Origin of the sequence: Rhodoblastus acidophilus, assembly GCF_009720655.1 — a bacterium.
In the GTDB taxonomy this organism is placed as follows: domain Bacteria; phylum Pseudomonadota; class Alphaproteobacteria; order Rhizobiales; family Beijerinckiaceae; genus Rhodoblastus; species Rhodoblastus acidophilus_A.
The window spans coordinates 319,760-337,558 of sequence record NZ_WNKS01000003.1; the positions used below are offsets into that span (position 1 = coordinate 319,760).

Annotated in this window: 17 protein-coding genes; 8 read left to right on the plus strand and 9 right to left on the minus strand. The window is 66.2% G+C overall.

Annotation, left to right across the window (positions count from 1 at the left end):
* Positions 1–44: 44 nt before the first annotated feature.
* From GJ654_RS05880 to tgt, 3 genes are all read right to left on the minus strand, one after another.
* The gene (locus GJ654_RS05880) at positions 45–236 is read right to left on the minus strand and encodes a YqaE/Pmp3 family membrane protein (RefSeq protein WP_155445186.1); all 192 of its coding nucleotides are present in this window, start codon (positions 234–236) and stop codon (positions 45–47) included.
* 94 nt (positions 237–330) lie between these two features.
* Positions 331–1,923: a glutamine-hydrolyzing GMP synthase gene (gene guaA / locus GJ654_RS05885; protein ID WP_155445188.1), complete on the minus strand. Its 1,593-nt coding sequence runs from the start codon at positions 1,921–1,923 to the stop codon at positions 331–333.
* 499 nt (positions 1,924–2,422) lie between these two features.
* Positions 2,423–3,550 (minus strand): tRNA guanosine(34) transglycosylase Tgt, encoded by a 1,128-nt coding sequence (gene tgt / locus GJ654_RS05890; protein WP_155445189.1) that lies wholly within the window; start codon positions 3,548–3,550, stop codon positions 2,423–2,425.
* 558 nt (positions 3,551–4,108) lie between these two features.
* Here tgt and GJ654_RS05895 point away from each other — a divergent pair.
* Entirely contained in the window at positions 4,109–4,609 is a 501-nt protein-coding gene (locus GJ654_RS05895) for a hypothetical protein (protein ID WP_155445191.1), read from the plus strand.
* A gap of 77 nt (positions 4,610–4,686) precedes the next feature.
* Positions 4,687–4,959 carry a hypothetical protein gene (locus tag GJ654_RS05900; protein WP_246664617.1) on the plus strand — a complete coding sequence of 91 codons (273 nt, stop codon included), beginning with the start codon at positions 4,687–4,689 and terminating at the stop codon, positions 4,957–4,959.
* A gap of 1 nt (position 4,960) precedes the next feature.
* Here GJ654_RS05900 and der read toward each other — a convergent pair whose 3' ends face one another.
* The 5 genes from der to GJ654_RS05925 form a co-directional block, all read right to left on the minus strand.
* The gene (gene der / locus GJ654_RS05905) at positions 4,961–6,367 is read right to left on the minus strand and encodes a ribosome biogenesis GTPase Der (protein WP_155445193.1); all 1,407 of its coding nucleotides are present in this window, start codon (positions 6,365–6,367) and stop codon (positions 4,961–4,963) included.
* Positions 6,368–6,520: 153 nt separating this feature from the next.
* Positions 6,521–7,183 carry a hypothetical protein gene (locus GJ654_RS05910; protein ID WP_155445195.1) on the minus strand — a complete coding sequence of 221 codons (663 nt, stop codon included), beginning with the start codon at positions 7,181–7,183 and terminating at the stop codon, positions 6,521–6,523.
* A 332-nt stretch (positions 7,184–7,515) separates the two neighbouring features.
* A complete protein-coding gene (locus tag GJ654_RS05915; RefSeq protein ID WP_155445196.1) occupies positions 7,516–7,896 on the minus strand; it encodes a hypothetical protein in 381 nt (126 codons plus the stop codon).
* 60 nt (positions 7,897–7,956) lie between these two features.
* Positions 7,957–8,565 (minus strand): response regulator transcription factor, encoded by a 609-nt coding sequence (locus tag GJ654_RS05920; RefSeq protein WP_155445199.1) that lies wholly within the window; start codon positions 8,563–8,565, stop codon positions 7,957–7,959.
* Between the two features lie 13 nt (positions 8,566–8,578).
* Entirely contained in the window at positions 8,579–9,568 is a 990-nt protein-coding gene (locus tag GJ654_RS05925; RefSeq protein WP_155445200.1) for a P1 family peptidase, read from the minus strand.
* 76 nt (positions 9,569–9,644) lie between these two features.
* Between GJ654_RS05925 and GJ654_RS05930 the strand changes: the two genes are divergently transcribed.
* Together GJ654_RS05930 and GJ654_RS05935 are read left to right on the plus strand one after the other, a co-directional pair.
* Positions 9,645–10,376, plus strand: coding sequence for a cytochrome c biogenesis CcdA family protein (locus GJ654_RS05930; RefSeq protein ID WP_155445202.1), 732 nt, complete (start codon positions 9,645–9,647; stop codon positions 10,374–10,376).
* A gap of 253 nt (positions 10,377–10,629) precedes the next feature.
* Positions 10,630–11,070, plus strand: a complete 441-nt coding sequence (locus GJ654_RS05935; RefSeq protein WP_155445204.1) for a low molecular weight phosphatase family protein — start codon at positions 10,630–10,632, stop codon at positions 11,068–11,070.
* A 2-nt stretch (positions 11,071–11,072) separates the two neighbouring features.
* On the opposite strand, the gene GJ654_RS05940 is transcribed toward GJ654_RS05935, so the two are convergent.
* Positions 11,073–11,387, minus strand: a complete 315-nt coding sequence (locus GJ654_RS05940) for a rhodanese-like domain-containing protein (RefSeq protein WP_155445205.1) — start codon at positions 11,385–11,387, stop codon at positions 11,073–11,075.
* 209 nt (positions 11,388–11,596) lie between these two features.
* On the opposite strand from GJ654_RS05940, the gene GJ654_RS05945 reads away from it, so the two are divergent.
* From GJ654_RS05945 to GJ654_RS05960, 4 genes are all read left to right on the plus strand, one after another.
* On the plus strand, positions 11,597–13,894 hold the full coding sequence (locus GJ654_RS05945) for an NADP-dependent malic enzyme (protein ID WP_155445207.1): 2,298 nt from the start codon (positions 11,597–11,599) through the stop codon (positions 13,892–13,894).
* 127 nt (positions 13,895–14,021) lie between these two features.
* Complete coding sequence (locus GJ654_RS05950; protein WP_196305443.1) at positions 14,022–15,413, plus strand: porin; 1,392 nt, start codon at positions 14,022–14,024, stop codon at positions 15,411–15,413.
* Between the two features lie 92 nt (positions 15,414–15,505).
* Positions 15,506–16,900, plus strand: a complete 1,395-nt coding sequence (locus tag GJ654_RS05955) for a PAS domain-containing sensor histidine kinase (protein ID WP_196305444.1) — start codon at positions 15,506–15,508, stop codon at positions 16,898–16,900.
* 230 nt (positions 16,901–17,130) lie between these two features.
* Positions 17,131–17,796: a response regulator gene (locus tag GJ654_RS05960; RefSeq protein ID WP_155445212.1), complete on the plus strand. Its 666-nt coding sequence runs from the start codon at positions 17,131–17,133 to the stop codon at positions 17,794–17,796.
* Positions 17,797–17,799: the final 3 nt, after the last annotated feature.

Consider the following 17,799-nt stretch of genomic DNA (forward strand, 5'->3'; position numbering starts at 1 on the left):
GGTCGCATCCAGGTGACAACGAGCGCGCCGCATCGGCGCGTCACTCACTTCTGCCCGAGCGCCTCTTCGATTTTCTTGTCGGTGTTATACTGGCTCAAGGCGTAAACAGCCCATATCGCCGCCGGCACCCAACCGATCAAGGTGAGTTGCAGGATCAGGCAGAGGAGGCCGGCAAAAGGCCTGCCAATGGTGAAGAATGTCAGCCAGGGCAGGATCAGGGCGATCAGCAAGCGCATATGTTTGCTCTTTGAGACGAAGTGAATCGGACGAGCGGGAGCCCGCAAAAACGCAATTTTGCACTTATCGCCGCCTGACGCCAGCGAGCGAAATTCACTCCCACTCAATCGTCCCCGGCGGTTTGGACGTCACATCATACACCACCCGGTTGACCCCCTTGACCTCATTGATGATCCGGGTCGCGGCGCGGCCCAGAAACGCCATGTCATAGGGATAAAAATCCGCCGTCATGCCATCCACGGAGGTCACGGCGCGCAGGGCGCAAACGTGATCATAGGTGCGGCCGTCGCCCATCACGCCCACGGTGCGCACCGGCAGCAGCACCGCAAACGCCTGCCAGATCACGTCATACAGCCCGGCCTTGCGGATTTCGTCGAGATAGATCGCATCCGCCTTGCGCAAAATGTCGAGCTTTTCGCGGGTCACGCCGCCGGGGCAGCGGATGGCGAGGCCGGGACCGGGGAACGGGTGCCGCCCGACAAACGCCTCAGGCAACCCAAGCTCGCGGCCCAAGGCGCGCACTTCGTCCTTAAAAAGTTCGCGAAGCGGCTCGACCAGCTTCATGTTCATGCGCGCGGGCAGACCGCCGACATTGTGGTGGCTCTTGATGGTCACCGAAGGGCCGCCGGTAAAGCTGACGCTCTCGATCACGTCGGGATAAAGCGTGCCCTGCGCCAAGAATTCCGGCGCGCCCTTGCCGTCCGCCGCGATCTTTTTCGCTTCGGCCTCAAAGGTCTCGATGAACAGCCGGCCGATGGTTTTCCGTTTGGTCTCGGGATCGGCCTCGCCTTCCAGCGCGCCGATAAAAAGGTCCTGGGCCTGAACATGGACCAGCGGAATGTTGTAATGGTCGCGGAACAAGCGCACCACCTCTTCCGCCTCGCCCATGCGCAACAGACCGTGGTCGACGAACACGCAGGTCACCCGCTCGCCGATGGCCTCGTGAATCAACACGGCGGCAACAGAGGAATCCACGCCGCCGGAGAGCCCGCACAGCACCCGGCCCTGCCCCACCTGCTCCCGGATCGCCTTGACCGCCTCGCCGCGAAACGCCGCCATGGTCCAGTCGGACTTCAGGCCCGCAACCTTGTGCACGAAATTCGCCAGCAATTTCGCCCCGTCGGGGGTGTGGGCGACCTCCGGATGGAACTGGGTGGTAAAAATTTTTCGAGACTCATCGGAGGCGATGGCGAAGGGGGCGTTTTCGCTGCGCGCCTTGACGGTGAAACCGTCCGGCAATTTGGTCACGCGGTCGCCATGGCTCATCCACACCTGATGGCGCTCGCCCTTTTGCCACAGACCGTCGAACAGCGCGCTGTCCTCGATCACCTCGACTTCGGCGCGGCCGAATTCGGCGTGATGACCGCCTTCCACCGCCCCACCCATCTGCGCGGCGATGGTCTGCTGGCCATAGCAAATGGCGAGAATCGGCAGACCCGACTCCAGAATTTTTTTCGGCGCGCGCGGCGAGCCCGCCTCGGTCACCGAAGCCGGGCCGCCCGAGAGAATGACGGCGCCGGGCTTGATGGCGTCGAAAACCTTTTCCGCCGACTGGAACGGCGCGATTTCACAGTAAACCCCGGCCTCGCGCACCCGCCGTGCAATCAATTGCGTCACCTGCGAACCGAAATCGACAATGAGCGCCTTGTCGTGGCGCCGGAGAATGTCTTCGTGCAGGTCGGTCATGATGATCCCTTGGCGGCGCCGGAAACGCGGCAGCAGGCCGGCCGGCGCGAGGTTTTCGCTGGTTGCGCTCGAATTAAGCGAAAGGGACGCGCCACGCAAGGTTTGGGGCCAAGGGACGAAGCGGCAGCGCGGCGCGAATCAAGCCGTGCGGGAGCATGGTCTTTGCTGTCACTGATACAAATCGATTTTTTTGTCAGAAATACCGTTGCGGCAGATGGACAAGCCAATTTTCTTCAACTAACGTGCGCTCACCGTCGAGATGACGGCCCGCAGCCGAAAAATCGGCGTGGTGCTCGAGTCCAAGTCGTGGGAGGACGTCAGGCAACCGGAATATGCGTCAGAATTCATCTCGGGGAGAGACCAGTTTCGGCATATTTCGGCCTTGGCAGGACAAGGCGAGGCAGAGCGGAAAAGCGGCAAGCTTTTCCGCTCTATCATTTTCGAACGTCCGTCATTTTGACATCTGGCGGTTGCCTGGACCTTGCCAAGGCGGCGCGGATCAGCCGGGGTCCCCGGCGCGATCCCAGTTCGCCCTCACCTCCGCCCGATAGTCGGCGTAGCGACCCGCCGCGATCGCCTCGCGCGCGCCGGCCATGAGGTCCTGGTAATAGGCCAGGTTGACCCAGGTCAGCAGCATCATCCCCAAAATTTCCTGGCAGCGCACGAGATGGTGCAAATAAGCGCGCGAAAAATCGCGCGCCGCCGGACATGAGCTGGTCGGATCGAGCGGACGCGGGTCGTCGGCGTGGCGCGCGTTTTTCAGATTGATCTTGCCCCAGCGCGTATAGGCGAGGCCGTGGCGGCCGGCGCGGGTCGGCATGACGCAATCGAACATGTCGATGCCGCGCGCCACGGATTCGAGCAGGTCGTCGGGCGTCCCCACGCCCATCAAATAATGCGGCTTGTGCTCGGGCAGATGCGCCATGACCGTCTCGATCATGGCGAGCATCACCTCCTGCGGTTCGCCGACGGCGAGGCCGCCGACCGCCAGCCCCTGGAAATCCATCTCCGCCAGGGCCTTGGCGCTTTCGATGCGCAGGTCGCGCTCGGCCCCGCCCTGAACGATGCCGAAACAGCCGCGCCCGGGTTGCGCGCCAAACGCTTTTCGCGAGCGCTCCGCCCAGCGCAGGCTGAGCCGCATGGCGCGCTCGGCCTCCTCGTGCGAACAGGGCAGTCTGACGCATTCGTCGAATTGCATCTGGATGTCGGAGCCGAGCAGCCGCTGAATCTCCATCGAGCGCTCGGGCGTCAACTGGTGGCGCGAACCGTCGATATGCGACTGGAAGGTGACCCCGGTTTCGTCGAGTTTTCGCAGCTTCGACAGCGACATCACCTGGAAGCCGCCGGAATCCGTCAAAATATTGTGCGGCCAGTTCATGAACCGGTGCAACCCGCCGAGTTCGGCGACGCGCTCCGCGCCGGGGCGCAGCATCAGGTGATAGACGTTGCCAAGCACCACATCGGCCCCGAGGTCGCGCACCTGGCCGGGATACATGGCCTTGACCGTCGCCGCCGTGCCCACCGGCATGAAGGCGGGGGTTCTGATCACGCCGCGCGGCGTCAAAATTTCGCCAAGGCGGGCGCCGCCGTCGCGGGCGCGCAGGGTGAAGCGGAAGGCGTCTGTCAATGGATGGCTCGACCAGGGAGGAGAAACGTCCCTTCTCCCCTTGCGGGAGAAGGTGGCTCGCGCCCGTCTTTCGACAGGCTATGGCCGCGAGACGGATGAGGGGTGAGACAAACCCCTGATCCGGCGCTGACGCGCCACCCTCTCCCGCAAGGAGAGAAGGCAGAAACGCCACAAGGCAGGCGTGGAGGCCGCTTGTCAAGGTGAAGGCAAGCGATGGGCCGCCAGCCCTGCATTTTTTCAACGCACGTGCAACGAATTGGCGCAAACGCCCACGACAGGCGCCCCCCGCCGCCGCCTGCGGGTCGCAGGGCCCGTCGCGTCCACAGCCCCCCTGTGCGCTCCCTCTCGCCTGTGTTTCTTGACCAATCCCGCGTCGCGCGATTCGCCGTAACCGTCGCGAAAGGCTTCATCTTCCGGCGTCAAGTCCGTAAAAACCACAATGCCCGTAGCGCGCAGTTTAAGCGAATGTTGGCACATCGGCCGTACGGTCACCGCGGTCCGGGCGGTGCGGTGAAGTCTTGCGTCCGAGCACAAGTCCGGAAGCAAGGAATATTCCTCATGACGACACTGATCACACGAGTTTACGCCTCCGAGAGCAGCGCCCGCGCCGCAGTGACCGCTCTCAAGGCCAAGTACGACGCCGACCGCATCGCCATGGACAGCAAGTCCGTGAAGGGCAAGACGGTCGTGACCTTCCGCGCCGAATTTGGAACCGCCGTCCCCGCCGCCAAGATTCTCGACGCCCACAAGCCGGTCTCCGGCTCCGAGGCCACCGAGTCCAACGGCGCGAAGGGGCGCGGCTCCGTCGGCCTCTCGCGCTTCCTCGACCTTCCCGAACTCTTCCGCCACGAGACCCGGACCGAGCTGATCAACGCCCCGACGGCATTTTCCGACGCTTTTGCCTTGCCGGTGCTGTCGAAAATGAAGCCCAAGGTCGAACTGATGAACGATCCCACGCCGCTGTCGCGGGCCTTCAACCTTCCGGTGATCAGCAACAAAAAGCCCGACGTCAAGCTTCTGGACTGGAAGCCCGACAACCACCTGCTGATTCGCAAGTAACGCCGCGCTCGCCGGCCGCCGCGCCGTTTCAGGAAACGGCGCGGCCGCTTGGGCTTCGATTCCCGAGGCCGCACCCGTTGCGACGCAAACCCTTTTCCCGCCTGTCAGCCGCCCTCGCCTTCGCCCCAGCCGCGCTCGCCCTCTTGGCGACGCAAATGGCGCATGCGGAAGTCCATTTCGGCCGAAACGTCTTCATCGGCGGCCACGACGTCTCCCACCAGACTTTTAACCGTCACCGCCGCGGCGAATACCATCGGTACAACAAGCAGCCGCGCCCCGCCGGCTGCGTCTGGCGACGCAACGGCGACGGTTCGCGGACAAAAGTCTGCCGCTTCAAAACCCTGCGCTGAACTACCGTTTCTTGCGGGCGTAAGGGTTCTCGCCCTGTTTCAGCGTCAGGCGGATGGGCGTTCCCGGCAGCGCAAACGTCTGCCGCAGCCCGTTCATCAGGAAGCGGCGATATGAGTCCGGCAGCTCGTCGAGCTGGTTGCCGAAAATGACGAAATGCGGCGGCCGCGCCTTGGGCTGGGTGATGTAGCGGATTTTGATGCGCCGCCCCGCCACGGCCGGCGGCGGGTTCTGGTCGATCACCCCTTCCAGCCAGCGGTTGAGCCGCCCCGTCGACAGGCGCTTGTTCCACACCTCATGCGCGGAGAGGATCGCGCCCATCAGCGCGTCGAGACCGCCGCCATTGGCGCCGGAGACCGGCATGACCGGCGCGCCGCGCACCTGAGGCAGCAGACGCGCGGCCTCCTCGCGCAGGGTGACGATATGCGCCTTGTCTTCGATCAGGTCCCATTTGTTCAGACCGATCACCAGCGCCCGCCCCTCGCGCGCCACCAGATCGACAATGGTCAAATCCTGCTTTTCGAAGGGAATGGTGGCGTCGAGCAGGACGACCACCACTTCGGCGAAGCGGATGGCCCGCAACGCGTCGGCGGCGGCGAGTTTTTCAAGCTTCTCCTCGACCTTGGCGCGCTTGCGCAGCCCGGCCGTGTCAAAAATCTTCAGCCGCCGCTCGGCGTTTTTTCCCTGCCAGAGGTAATCGACGCTGATGGAATCGCGGGTGATGCCGGCCTCGGGCCCGGTGAGCAGTCGCTCCTCGCCGAGCAGCCGGTTGATGAGCGTCGATTTGCCGGCATTGGGCCGCCCCACCACGGCGATGCGCAGCGGTTTTGTCGGGTCGAGTTCGCTGCCCTCCTCGTCGTCGGCGAGCACCAGCCTTTCGCGCACCTCGTCATCGTCGTCGGAAAGCTGCGTGGCTTCGGGCAGCGCCGTCAGCAGGCACGAAAAAAGCTCGGCAAAGCCATCGCCATGCTCGGCGGACAGCGCGACGGGATCGCCCAACCCCAGGTCGAACCCCTCGTAGGCCCCGGCCTCGCCGACGCGCCCCTCGGCCTTGTTGGCGATCAGGATCACCGGCTTTCCCGCGCGGCGGACGAGGGCGGCGAAATGGCGGTCTTCCGGCGTCACCCCGGCGCGGGCGTCCATGACGAAGAACACCGCGTCGGCGTCGTCGATGGCGGCTTCGGTCTGGGCGCGCATGCGGCCCGACAGCGAGGCCTGATCGCTCTCCTCCAGCCCCGCCGTGTCGATGACCGTGAAATTCAGGTCGCCGAGCTTGGCGTCTCCGGCGCGACGGTCGCGGGTCACCCCGGGCTGGTCGTCGACCAGCGCCAGCTTCTTGCCGACGAGACGGTTGAACAGGGTCGATTTGCCGACATTGGGCCGGCCGATGATGGCGACGGTGAAGGTCATTACGATACGAGCGATCCGGGACCGCCCTCTCCTTCGAGACGCCTGCTGCGCAGGCTCCTCAGGATGAGGGCTCATTGGATAGAGAGAAACCCCTCATGGTGAGGAGGCGCCGCAAGCGCCGTCTCGAACCATGGCTATCAAAACGAAGCTTTGTCACTTCTTTTCAGGCGCCGCCTTGCCGCCGCCGCGCGCCAGCGAAGCCAGGGCTTCCGCGCGCTGGCGCATGGAGGCCGGCGTCTGGGGATCGACGATGAGCTGGTCGAGCAGCCGGCCGGCCTCCTCGAACGCGCCGCGCTTGAGCGCCGCCAGCGCCAGAATTTCGCGCGCGGAATAGCGGAACGGGCCGTTGAGCAGCGGGCCCAGGCGGTTTTCCAGTTCGGCCTTGTCGGCGTCGTCGGCGCGCAGCAGGCCGGCGCGCAGCCGCGCCGCGTCCTGCAGCAGCGGCGGAACTTTGGCGTCGGTGGCGATGGTTTCGAACACCTTGACCGCGCCGGGACGGTCGATGAGGCTTTGCTCCTGCGCGGCGCGCAGCAAGGCGAGGGCGCGCACGCCGGGCGCGGAGTCCTTGGCCAGCGCCTCGAACGCGGCCTCGGCCTCGGCGGGTTTTTGCGCGCGGGCCAGCTCCTGGGCCGCCATGAATTTGGCGCCGGCGGCCTCGGCGGCGACGGTCTTCTGGTGCTGCAGATAAGTGTAGGCGGCCGTGCCGAGCACGATGGCCGCCGCCGCGCCATAGACGACGATGGAATATTTCGCCCAGCTCTTGTTCAGCTTCTCGTTGCGAACGTCTTCGTCGACTTCGCTGAAAATGTCGGCCATCGCCCTAAACCCCTGTTTGTGGCGTCAGCGATTAGCACGCCGGTCGGCAAGTTTCCAGCCGATCGGCCTGCGCCGCCTCCGGCGCGCTTTCGTCAGGAAATCTTCCCCGGATTTCCGGGAGCAAGAGCCGAAAAACTCGGGAGTCTTTGCAATTTCGGCGCATGTTCGCGCGTGCTACAAACTTCCTGCGGCGGGCGCTGATATCCCATTCCCCTTGACTTCCAAGGGTCGGCGTCCGCCGCATCGCCCCTGCGAGCGGGGAAGTTTCACTTGCAGAGCCTCCAAGTGCGCTGCTCGGTCTTCGGATCCTGCGCCGAAGACCGAGCCTTTTTTCACTTCAGCAGCTTTTTCAGCGCCTTGCCTTGCTTGCTGTTCAGCTCCTTGGCGTCGAGCGTGCCATCGTCGTCGGTGTTCGCGGCTTTGAACCTCTGCTCGACGACGGCCAGATATTCGTCGCGCGTCAGGGTCTTGTCCTTGTCCGGATCGGCGCCAGCGAAATCGACCTTGCTCAGGCGGCCCTGCAATTCCTTGATGTCGAGCGTGCCCTCGTGGTCCTTGTCGAGCTTGTCGAACAGGGCGCCGGCGGCGGCCTTGGCCTCGGCGAGATCGATCGTGCCGTCCTTGTCCGGGTCGAGCGCTTCGGGGATTTTCGCGGCATAGGCGGACGTGGCGAACGCCAGGGCGGACGCCAGGATCAGGCTACGGATTTTCATGAACGCCTCCATCGTGCAATGCGCGAATCTAGCCCCGCTGCAGCGCAACATCAAGCAGCGTCAATCCACCCGCAAAACGTCGATGGCCGCACGCATAAGGTCCATCGAGCTGCGCGCGCCGAGCTTGCCCTTCAGCGCCGTGCAATTGTTTGCAATGGTCTTGTAGGAGACGCCGAGCTTGTCGGCGATGCCGCCCATGTCCTCGCCCGCCGCCAGCAGGCGCAGGATTTCGATTTCCCGGGTCGAAAGGCTTTGCAACGGCGACGGGCGGGCGAACGCCATTTTCTGCGCCAGATCGGCGGGCAGCCAGGTTCCGCCCGCAAAAACCTGTTTCAAGGCGGGCAGGAACAGCATGGGGTCGTCGTTCTTGGCGATATAGCCGCGCGCCCCCGCCTGGATGGCGCGCGCGGCGAAGGCGGGATCGTCGTTCATGCTGAAGATGACCACTTTCGCCTCGGGATCCTGCCTGAGAATGCGCTGGGTGAGATCGAAGCCCGAGAGACCCGGCAGGTTGATGTCGATCACACAGACATCGGGGCTTTCGGCGCAAAAGACGGCGAACCCGGCCTCGGCGTCGGCGGCGTCGAACACCTCGACCGGCTCGGCGGACAGCAGGGCCTTGCAGCCGGAGACGACGACGGGATGGTCGTCGACGATCAGAACGCGCATTGTCACCTCGTGTTCAACCGCCAAATTTATCGCGCCAGCTCGGCAGCGCGCCCGGAAATTTGAGCGCCTTCGCCTCAAAAACCCCGCGCGCCACGGCCCGCGCCAGACAATCCGCCGCCGCCGCGCCGATCCGGGTCAGTTCCACCGGCCCCGCCTCGCGCCCGGACAGACCAGTGGCGCCGGCGAACACCGTGTCGCCGTCCATCGCCGCATGGACCGGCCGCAAGGCGCGCGCGAGGCCGTCCTGCGCCATGATCGCCACGCGCTTGGCCTGCGCCTTGGTGAGTTCGGCGTCGGTGGCGACAATGGCGAGGTTGGTGTTGCGCGGCTCGGCGCCCTTCATGCGGATCGCCAGCGCGGACGGGTCGAATTTGTCCGGCCAGCCGCGCCCGGCAAATTCGCCGTCGCGCTCATAGGGCGCCGCCCAAAAATGCGGTCCATCGCCAATCGTCGCCTGCCCCACCGCATTGACCGCGACCAGGGCGCCGACAACAAAACCGTCCGACGTGACGGCGGAGGCCGAGCCGAGTCCGCCCTTCAAATCGGCGACCGTCGCGCCAAAGCCGGCGCCATGCGACCCCAGCGCGAAATCGCCGGAAGCGGCGCGCGCGGCCTCCGCGCCGAGCCGCCAATAGACGGGCTCGCGCCAAAAATTCTTGTCGCCGCCATTGGCGAGGTCGAACAGGATGGCGCCGGGCGCGATGGGCGCGAGCTGTCCCACAACCTCCACCCCCCGGCCCCGCTGGCGCAGCACGGAAATAACCCCGCCCATGGCGTCGAGCCCGAACACCGAGCCGCCGGAGAGGACCAAAGCGTCCACCCGCTCCACGGTCATGTCGGCTTCCAGCAGATGCGCGTCGCGCAAGCCCGGCGCGCCGCCCGAGACCGAGACGGAGGCGGTCGCCGGCGCGTCGAACAATAGGGCCGTCACGCCGGTGGCGATCTCGACGTCCTGGGAATTGCCGACCATGAGGCCGCGCACGTCGGTGATGAGATTGCGCATGGACACACCCGTTCGAGAGTTGTTTCGCTATCCTGCGCGATGGCTTATGAGTGCGGCAAGACGAAAGAGTTTTGACATGACCGACAATGTGACCATTTCGGCGGCGCTGCTGGCGGGACTGCTGTCCTTTCTCTCGCCCTGCGTGCTGCCGCTGGTGCCTCCCTATCTGACCTTCATCGCCGGTTCGGGGCTGGAGGAACTGGCGGAGGGCGGCGAGCGCCGCGCCGCGCGCGACACGACTTTTGCGGCTTTGCTGTTCGTCGCGGGTTTTTCCACCGTTTTCGTCGCTTTGGGCGCCACGGCCTCGGCCGTCGGCCAGACGGTGCGCGAAAACCTGCCGCTGCTCTCGGCGGCCGCGGGCGTGGTCATCATCGGCATGGGCCTGCATTTTCTCGGCGTGTTCCGACTGACCCTGCTCTACCGGGAAAAACGCCTCGAAGTCGAAAAGCCGGTGGGCCTGTGGGGCGCCTATGTGATGGGCCTCGCCTTCGCCTTTGGCTGGACGCCGTGCATCGGTCCGATCCTCGCCGCCATTCTGGCGGTGGCCTCGTCGGAAGCGACGGTCGGCAAGGGCGCGTTTTTGCTCGGCGTCTATTCGCTGGGCCTGGGCATCCCCTTCATCGTGGCGGCGCTGGCGATGGAGCCGTTCATCCGCTTTCTGCGCCGCTTCAAGGCGCATTTCGGCAAGGTCGAGCGCGTGGTCGGCGCGCTGCTGGTGGTGACCGGCGTGGCGTTCCTGACCGGCGGGATACAAAACATGTCGTTCTGGCTGATCCAGACCTTTCCGGGCCTGGCGACGCTGGGGTGAGGACAGACGCGACGCCAAGGCCGCAGCCTCCCTTCTCCCCTTGCGGGAGAAGGGGGATCGCGCCAAAGGCGCGAGACGGATGAGGGGTTGCGGCGATGAGCGCCAAAGACGTTTCACCGTTGTTGCAAAGCCGCGCTCTGAAAAATTCTCCGAGGACGCCGCGCGCCCCCCTCCCGCAGGAGAACGAGCAGCCCTTTGGCGCAGGAATGACAAATTACCGTGGCACAATCCGGGCCAATCCCTGCGAGGCCCCATGAAAACCATGCTGTTCCTGTGCACCGGCAATTATTACCGCAGCCGGTTCGCCGAAGAACTTTTTAACGCCCTCTCGCCAAACAACTGGCGGGCGATCTCGCGCGGCGTCGCCGTCGACCTCGGCACAGGCAATATCGGCCCCATCGCGCACGCCACGGCGCAGGCGCTACGCGAGCGCGGCGTCGCCTTCGACCGCGATTCCGCCCGCCACCCCCTGCAAGTCTCCGTCGGCGAGCTCGACGCCGCCGATCACATCGTCGCGCTGAAACGGACGGAGCACCTGCCGCTGATCCGCGCGCGCTTCACCGCCTGGGCCGAGACCGCCCCGCCCGAGCGGATCGAATATTGGCACATCCACGACATCGACTTCGCCCCGCCCGAAATGGCCCTGCCGCTGATCGAGACGCATGTGCGCGATCTGATCGAGCGGCTGACGTAAACCTATCTCTCCACCGGCTCGCCCGCCGCCAGCCAATCGTTCATCGAACCGGCGTAATGGGTGTCGGCGTCCTTGCGCCCGCCAAGCCGCGCCATGTCGATGGCGCGCTGGGTGCGCTGTCCCGAGCGGCAGGAAAACACGATTCGTTTCCCCGCCTCGCGCGGCAGGTTTTGCGGGTCGAAGGTCGAAAGCGGGAAATTCACCGCTCCGGGAATATGCCCCTCGGCGAATTCATTGGGTTCGCGCACGTCCAGCAGCAGGATGTTTCCGTCCGCGAGTCCCTGCTTCAATTCGTCGCGCGTCACCGTCTCGACCATTTCGTCGAATCCTTCTCATGCACCGGGCGCAGCGCCCGCGGAAAAAATTCTTTTACGCCCCGGAGCGCCAAGGGAAAAGCGCAGAATGCGGGCGCCGTCTGGTCCATTCTGTCGATGGCGCGGCGGCGCGCGCTGGCCTATATCGTCTCCGACTAAAGTACCGAGTCGCGGCAAAACGCCGCGCGGGGAAGACATTCGAGGAAACGTCCATGAGCGAAGGCCTGTCGTCCGACCTGCAATCCGGCGCGCTGATCTATCATTCGCATCCGCGCCCCGGAAAGCTGGAGATCCGCGCGACGAAACCGCTCGGCAACCAGCGCGACCTCGCGCTCGCCTATTCGCCCGGCGTCGCCGCGCCCTGCCTCGAAATCGCCGCCGACCCCGACAAGGCCGGGCTCTACACCGCCCGCCAAAACCTCGTCGCCGTGGTGACGAACGGCACGGCCGTGCTGGGCCTGGGCGACATCGGCCCGCTCGCGGCAAAACCGGTGATGGAGGGCAAGGCGGTGCTCTTCAAAAAATTCGCCGGCATCGACGTGTTCGACATCGAGTTGAACGAAAGGGACGTCGACAAACTGGTGGACGCCATAGCCGCACTCGAACCCACCTTCGGCGGCATCAACCTGGAGGACATCAAGGCCCCGGAATGTTTTGAGGTCGAGCGCCGCCTGCGGGAAAAACTGTCGATCCCCGTCTTCCACGACGACCAGCACGGCACCGCCATCATCGTCGGCGCCGCCGTGACCAACGGCCTGAAACTCGCCGGAAAAAGCATCGAGGAGGCGAAAATCGTCTCGTCCGGCGCCGGCGCGGCGGCCCTCGCCTGCCTGAGCCTGCTGGTTTCCCTCGGCGCCAGGCGCGAAAACATTTGGGTCACCGACCTCGACGGCGTGGTCTTTAAGGGCCGCAACACGCTGATGGACCCGCTGAAGGAAACGTTTGCCCAGGACACCTCCGCCCGCACCCTGGCCGAAGTCATTCCCAATGCCGACGTGTTTTTGGGCCTGTCCGCCGGCGGCGTGCTCAAGCCCGACATGGTGGCGAAAATGGCGGCGACGCCGCTGATCCTGGCGCTCGCCAATCCGCATCCGGAAATCCTGCCGGAAGAGGCCCTGGCGGTGCGCCCCGACGCCGTGCTGTGCACGGGGCGCTCGGATTATCCCAACCAGGTCAACAATGTCCTGTGCTTCCCCTATATTTTCCGGGGCGCGCTCGATGTCGGCGCCACCACGATCAACGAGGCGATGAAGCTCGCCGCCGTCGAGGCCATCGCGGCGCTGGCCCAGGAGCCGCCCGCCGACGAGGTGGCCCGCGCCGCCGGCATCGCCCCCGCCTTCGGCAAGACCAGCCTGATCCCCTCGCCGTTCGATCCGCGCCTGATGCTGCGCATCGCCCCCGCCGTGGCCAAGGCCGCCGCGGCGAGCGGCGTCGCCCGCCATCCGATCACGGATTTCGACGCCTATCGCGCCAAGATGGAAAGCACGGTGTTCCGCTCCGGCTTCATCATGAAGCCGCTGATGCAGACGGCCAAATCAAATCCGCGCCGCGTGGTCTATTCGGAAGGCGAGGACGAGCGGGTTTTGCGCGCGGTGCAGTCGGTGGTGGAGGAAGGCATCGCCCGCCCCATCCTGATCGGCCGCCGCGCCGTGATCGAAAAAAACCTGAAAAAATTCGGTCTCGCCGTCACGCTCGACCGCGATTTCGACCTGATCGATCCGGAAAACGACCCCCGCTACAAGGATTATGTCGCCTCGCTCGTCTCGATCGCGGGGCGGCGCGGCGTCAATCCCGGCCTTGCCCGCACTTTGGTGCGCACCAACAACACGGTGATCGGGGCCCTCGCCCTGGCGCGCGGCGAGGCCGACGGCCTGCTGTGCGGCCTGGAGGGGCGCTACACCGAACGGCTCGGTTTTCTGCGCGACGTGATCGGCGTCGCGCCGGGCGTGTCGGATTTCGCCGCCATGAGCCTGATGATCACCAGCAAGGGCGCGTTTTTCATCGCCGACACCCATGTGCGCCGCGACCCCTCGGCGGCGGAGATCGCCGAGACCGCCGTGCTCTGCGCCGCCCACGCCCGCCGCTTCGGCCTGACGCCGAAAATCGCCTTCGTCTCCGATTCGGATTTCGGTTCGGACGATTCGCCCTCGGCCGCCAAAATGCGCGCCGCCGTGGACATTTTGCGCGAACTGGCGCCGGAGCTCGAAGCCGACGGCGAGATGAAGGCCGACAGCGCGCTTTCCGAGGTCAAGCGTCTGCGCGTCTTCCCGGACTCGCGGCTCAAGGGCGTGGCCAACATCCTGATCATGCCCAATCTTCCCGCCGCCAACATCGCCTACCAGATGACCAAGATGATGGCGGACGCGCTCCCCGTGGGGCCCATCCTGCTCGGCGCCGCGCGACCCGCCCACATCATCACCCCCTCGGTCACGGCGCGCGGCATCGTCAACATGACGGCGGTGGTTGTGGCGGAAGCGCAACACCACGCGGAAGAACCCGGCAGGACGTGATCCCCCGCCGGAAAAAAGGCCCAATCGATGCTATATGAGGGAGAAGGTTTCCGGATCGGTTCCGGAAGAAAGTGAATTCTGCTTCGATCCCCTGTTTCGCGGGGGATCGGGGCCGGAAAGGCGAAAAATGAACACCGCGTCGACTCGCAAGATCGCCGCTCTCGTCCTTCTGCCCCTCGCCGCGTTTCCGGCGCGGGCTGCGGAGCGTTCCCTCGCGCCCAGCGCCAGCGACGCCCCCAGCTATGCCCGCGCCTGCGACGCCTATGGCGCCTCCTATTTCGCTGTACCCGGCTCCGACATCTGCCTGTCGTTCGGCGGCGTCGCCGCGGCCCAGCTGGAGCCGCGCAACCTGACCAACTGGCTGCCGTCGCCGCCGCCCGGCGCCGCCCTGCCCTTTACGTCCACGTCGCGGCCCGCCCAGCAATTCGGCGGCGCCTTCGCCGTGGGGCTGAACGCCACGGCGCGGCTGCCCACCGAGGCGGGTCTGATTTCGGCCTATGTCAGCGGCATCGCCGGCTATGCCGGCGCCAGCAATCCCAGCACCTGGAGCAATCTCAGCCGACTCGACTTCGCCTATCTCACCTTCGCCGGCTGGACGGCGGGGCGCGCGCAATCGGCCTTCGACTTCTACGCCGACGCCTGGAATTTCACGCCGCTGCGCGGCTCCAACACCCGCACGGAACTGGTCTCCTACGCCTTCGCGCCGACGCCCGGCGTCACGGCCGTGGTGTCGGTGGAAAATCCCCGGGAGCGCTGGGGCGCCATCGGCCAGACCATCGTTCCGAACGCGACCGCCGCGAACACCGGCCCCGTCGCGCCCGATCTCGTCGGCGCTGTGCGCATCGAAAGCCCGTTCGGCCTGGCGCAAATCAGCGGCGCCGTCCATCAGCTGCAGACCGCCTACACCGCGCCGCCCTCGGTCAATCCGCCCGGCGCCTCGTCCTCGCAATGGGGGTTCGCGGCCCAGGGCGGCCTGAAAGTCAACCTGCCCGCCCTGTCCGACGCCGACGCCATGATCCTCCAGGCGACTTATGCGCGCGGCGCCTCGGCCTATGTCGCCGGCGACAACCAGAGCACGTTCGGCGACTTCGGCCGGCCCTCGCTGTCCGGCCCGAACCTCAGCGGCGTCGGCCCCGGCCTGTCGGCTTACGACTACGATTGCGTGGTCGGAGCGCAGCCGTTCGGGCGCTGCGACAAGTCGAGCGGCTACGCCATCGTCGCCGCATTGAAACATTTCTGGTCGCCCACCGTCTCCTCCTCGCTGTTCGCCAGCGTGTTCGGCATGAATTATCCAGACGCCGTGAACCAGAGCTCGGCGACGGTCGCCGGCGCCGGCGACTACCGCGAAACCATCGTCGGCGGCAATCTGGCGTGGACGCCGCTGAAAAACCTCATGATCGGCGGCGAGCTGTCCTACACGCTCAGCAAGACGCAGACGCCCCAGCCATCGACGAATTCCGACCATTGGACCGCCTCGCCCGAATGGTCCGGCCGCGTCCGCGTGCAGCAGAAATTTTGAGCACGGCCGGCGCGAGCCCTGACGGGCCGGCGCCAGATCTGGCGCCCCCTCGGGATTTGGCGCCCCTTCAGGATCTGGCGCCGGCTCTGGACATGAGCCTGTTCGCCTTCGCCCGCATCGGCCCCGACCTGAGGCTGCGCGCCGTGCAGGGGCGGCTGCTGGACTGGTTGCCGCCGGTCGGCGCGCCGCTCGCCGACAGTCCCGTGTTCTTCGGCCTCGAAACGCAATTGGCCGCGTTGCGCGACGGCGCGCGCGAGCGCATGGACCTTCCCGGCCTGAGACTGCCGCCGACGGTCGAAACACCCTTCGCGCTCACGCTGGTCCGGGAGCGAAAAAACGGCGGGCTGCTCCTCTACGCCGCCGCCGACGCCGGCGTGCTCGAATTCGAGCGCCAGCTCGCCCATGAACGCCGCCAGACCCAGATTCTCGCCGACCAGGCCGCCAGCGCCGGCCGCGTGTTGCGCGAACAGGCGGCGCTCTACCGCGACATCGTCGAGAACGACAGCGACCTCGTGCTGCGCCTGGGGCCCGACATGCGGGTCTCCTTCGTCAACACGGCGGTCTGCCGGCTGCTGGCGCTGTCCGAGGGCGAAATTCTGGGACGCCCGGTCGACGACCTGCTGGCGTCGTCGCCGGAGGAGTTTTGGCGCGCGCGTTTCTTCGCGAAATCGGCGAGCTATTTCGAGCAGGCGGCGTCCTTCGAACAGGCGGCCCGCGGAGCCGACGGCGGACTGGTGTGGATCTGGTGGCGCGTGCATTGGGTTGGCGGCGGCGCCGAATATCAGGCGATCGGCCGCGACATCACCGACCTGCTGCGGCTGCGCGCCGAGGCCGCCGCCCGCGCCGAGGAGGCGCGCGTCAACGCCGTGATGCGCGAGCGCCTGCGCATCGCCCACGCCCTGCACGACACGCTGGTGCATTCGCTGGTGGCGCTGAGCCCGCAAATCCGCCTGATCCGCAAGACCGCCGGGCTCGACGCCCCGACGCGTCTCATGGAGGAGCTGGCGTTCGCCGAACAGGCGGTGCGCGACGGCCTGTCGCGCGCGCGCGCCGCCATCGCCGATTTGCGCAGCCACCCGCTGGAGCCGGAGGGGCTGGGCGCGGCGCTCGAAGGACTGGCGCGGCGTTTTGCCGATCGCACCGGCGTGCATGTGCTGGTGGACCTCGACGCCCGCGTGAAGTCGCTGGGGCCGGAGGTGGCCGACACGTTCTACCGCATCGCCGAAGAGGGTTTGCGCAACGCCGAACTTCACGCGCAGCCGACCAGCGTCGGCGTCACCCTCGCCGTCGACGAGAACGGCGCGGCCACGCTGGTGATCGACGACAATGGACGCGGGTTCGATCCCAACCAGCCGCCCTCGGGACATTATGGCCTGATCGGCATTCGCGAGCGCGCCGAAATGATCGGCGCGCAGTTCAACCTCGCCTCAGCGCCGGGCGTGGGAACGCGCATTGTCGTGGTCGCCCAGGCCGCGCGGGGCGGCTGAGCCGGGATCGGACGCGCGCGACGGCGCGCGAGCGGACGGATTTGCCCTATCGAGACAGGCAATTGCATCTTGTCGGGAAAGCGGCTAGAGCTGGGCGGATAATCGCTCCCTTTCCGTATTCGGGCGGCGCCATTTTTCGCGGGCCCGGCAGCTTCCCGACGGCGGCAGAGAACAGTTGCGGTTTGTCGTGCGGCGGCGGACGCCGCCTTCCTCGTGACCGGAGAGACGGATTGGCGCCGGGTCAACGCATCCGCATTCTGATCGCGGAGGATCAACCGATGATCCGCCGCGCCTTCGCGTCCATGCTGGCGCTGGAGAGCGACCTGGAGATCGTCGCCCAGGCCGCCGACGGCGCGGAGGCGGTGCAGGAGGCGCGGCGCTGGCAGCCCGACATCGTGCTGATGGACATCCAGATGCCCCGGCTCAACGGCATCGCCGCGACGCGCCAGATCGTCCGCGACTGCCCGGACGCGCAGGTGATCATCCTCACCACCTTCGACACCGACGAGCTGATCTTCGACGCGATTTGCGCGGGCGCCCAGGCCTATCTGCTCAAGGACGCCGAGGAGGAGGAAATTCTGGAGACGATCCGCGCGGTGTCGCGCGGCCATTCGCGGCTCGCGCCCAATGTCGCGCGCAAGCTTCTCGACGAATTCCGCCGCGTGCGCCGCCCGGCGGCGCCGCTGGACGACGACCTGGACCAGGAAGCGCTCACCGACCGCGAAAACGATATTTTGCAGCTGATCGTCGCCGGCAAGGGCAACAAGGAGATCGCCGCGCAACTCAAGCTCGCGGAAGGCACGGTGAAGAACTATGTCAGCCGCATCCTGGAAAAGCACAACGCCCGCAGCCGCACCGAGCTGGCGGTGAAAACGCTGAACCGCCGCGCGGAGTGAGAA

What these genes read in the sequence shown, in the direction of transcription:
- GJ654_RS05955 (WP_196305444.1), top strand. Translation starts at nt 15,506, where the DNA reads ATGAGCCTGTTCGCCTTCGCCCGCATCGGCCCCGACCTGAGGCTGCGC.
- GJ654_RS05945 (WP_155445207.1), top strand. Translation starts at nt 11,597, where the DNA reads ATGAGCGAAGGCCTGTCGTCCGACCTGCAATCCGGCGCGCTGATCTAT.
- GJ654_RS05940 (WP_155445205.1), bottom strand. Translation starts at nt 11,387, where the DNA reads ATGGTCGAGACGGTGACGCGCGACGAATTGAAGCAGGGACTCGCGGAC.
- GJ654_RS05925 (WP_155445200.1), bottom strand. Translation starts at nt 9,568, where the DNA reads ATGCGCAATCTCATCACCGACGTGCGCGGCCTCATGGTCGGCAATTCC.
- guaA (WP_155445188.1), bottom strand. Translation starts at nt 1,923, where the DNA reads ATGACCGACCTGCACGAAGACATTCTCCGGCGCCACGACAAGGCGCTC.
- GJ654_RS05935 (WP_155445204.1), top strand. Translation starts at nt 10,630, where the DNA reads ATGAAAACCATGCTGTTCCTGTGCACCGGCAATTATTACCGCAGCCGG.
- GJ654_RS05950 (WP_196305443.1), top strand. Translation starts at nt 14,022, where the DNA reads ATGAACACCGCGTCGACTCGCAAGATCGCCGCTCTCGTCCTTCTGCCC.
- GJ654_RS05915 (WP_155445196.1), bottom strand. Translation starts at nt 7,896, where the DNA reads ATGAAAATCCGTAGCCTGATCCTGGCGTCCGCCCTGGCGTTCGCCACG.
- GJ654_RS05930 (WP_155445202.1), top strand. Translation starts at nt 9,645, where the DNA reads ATGACCGACAATGTGACCATTTCGGCGGCGCTGCTGGCGGGACTGCTG.
- GJ654_RS05880 (WP_155445186.1), bottom strand. Translation starts at nt 236, where the DNA reads ATGCGCTTGCTGATCGCCCTGATCCTGCCCTGGCTGACATTCTTCACC.
- GJ654_RS05895 (WP_155445191.1), top strand. Translation starts at nt 4,109, where the DNA reads ATGACGACACTGATCACACGAGTTTACGCCTCCGAGAGCAGCGCCCGC.
- GJ654_RS05910 (WP_155445195.1), bottom strand. Translation starts at nt 7,183, where the DNA reads ATGGCCGACATTTTCAGCGAAGTCGACGAAGACGTTCGCAACGAGAAG.
- GJ654_RS05920 (WP_155445199.1), bottom strand. Translation starts at nt 8,565, where the DNA reads ATGCGCGTTCTGATCGTCGACGACCATCCCGTCGTCGTCTCCGGCTGC.
- der (WP_155445193.1), bottom strand. Translation starts at nt 6,367, where the DNA reads ATGACCTTCACCGTCGCCATCATCGGCCGGCCCAATGTCGGCAAATCG.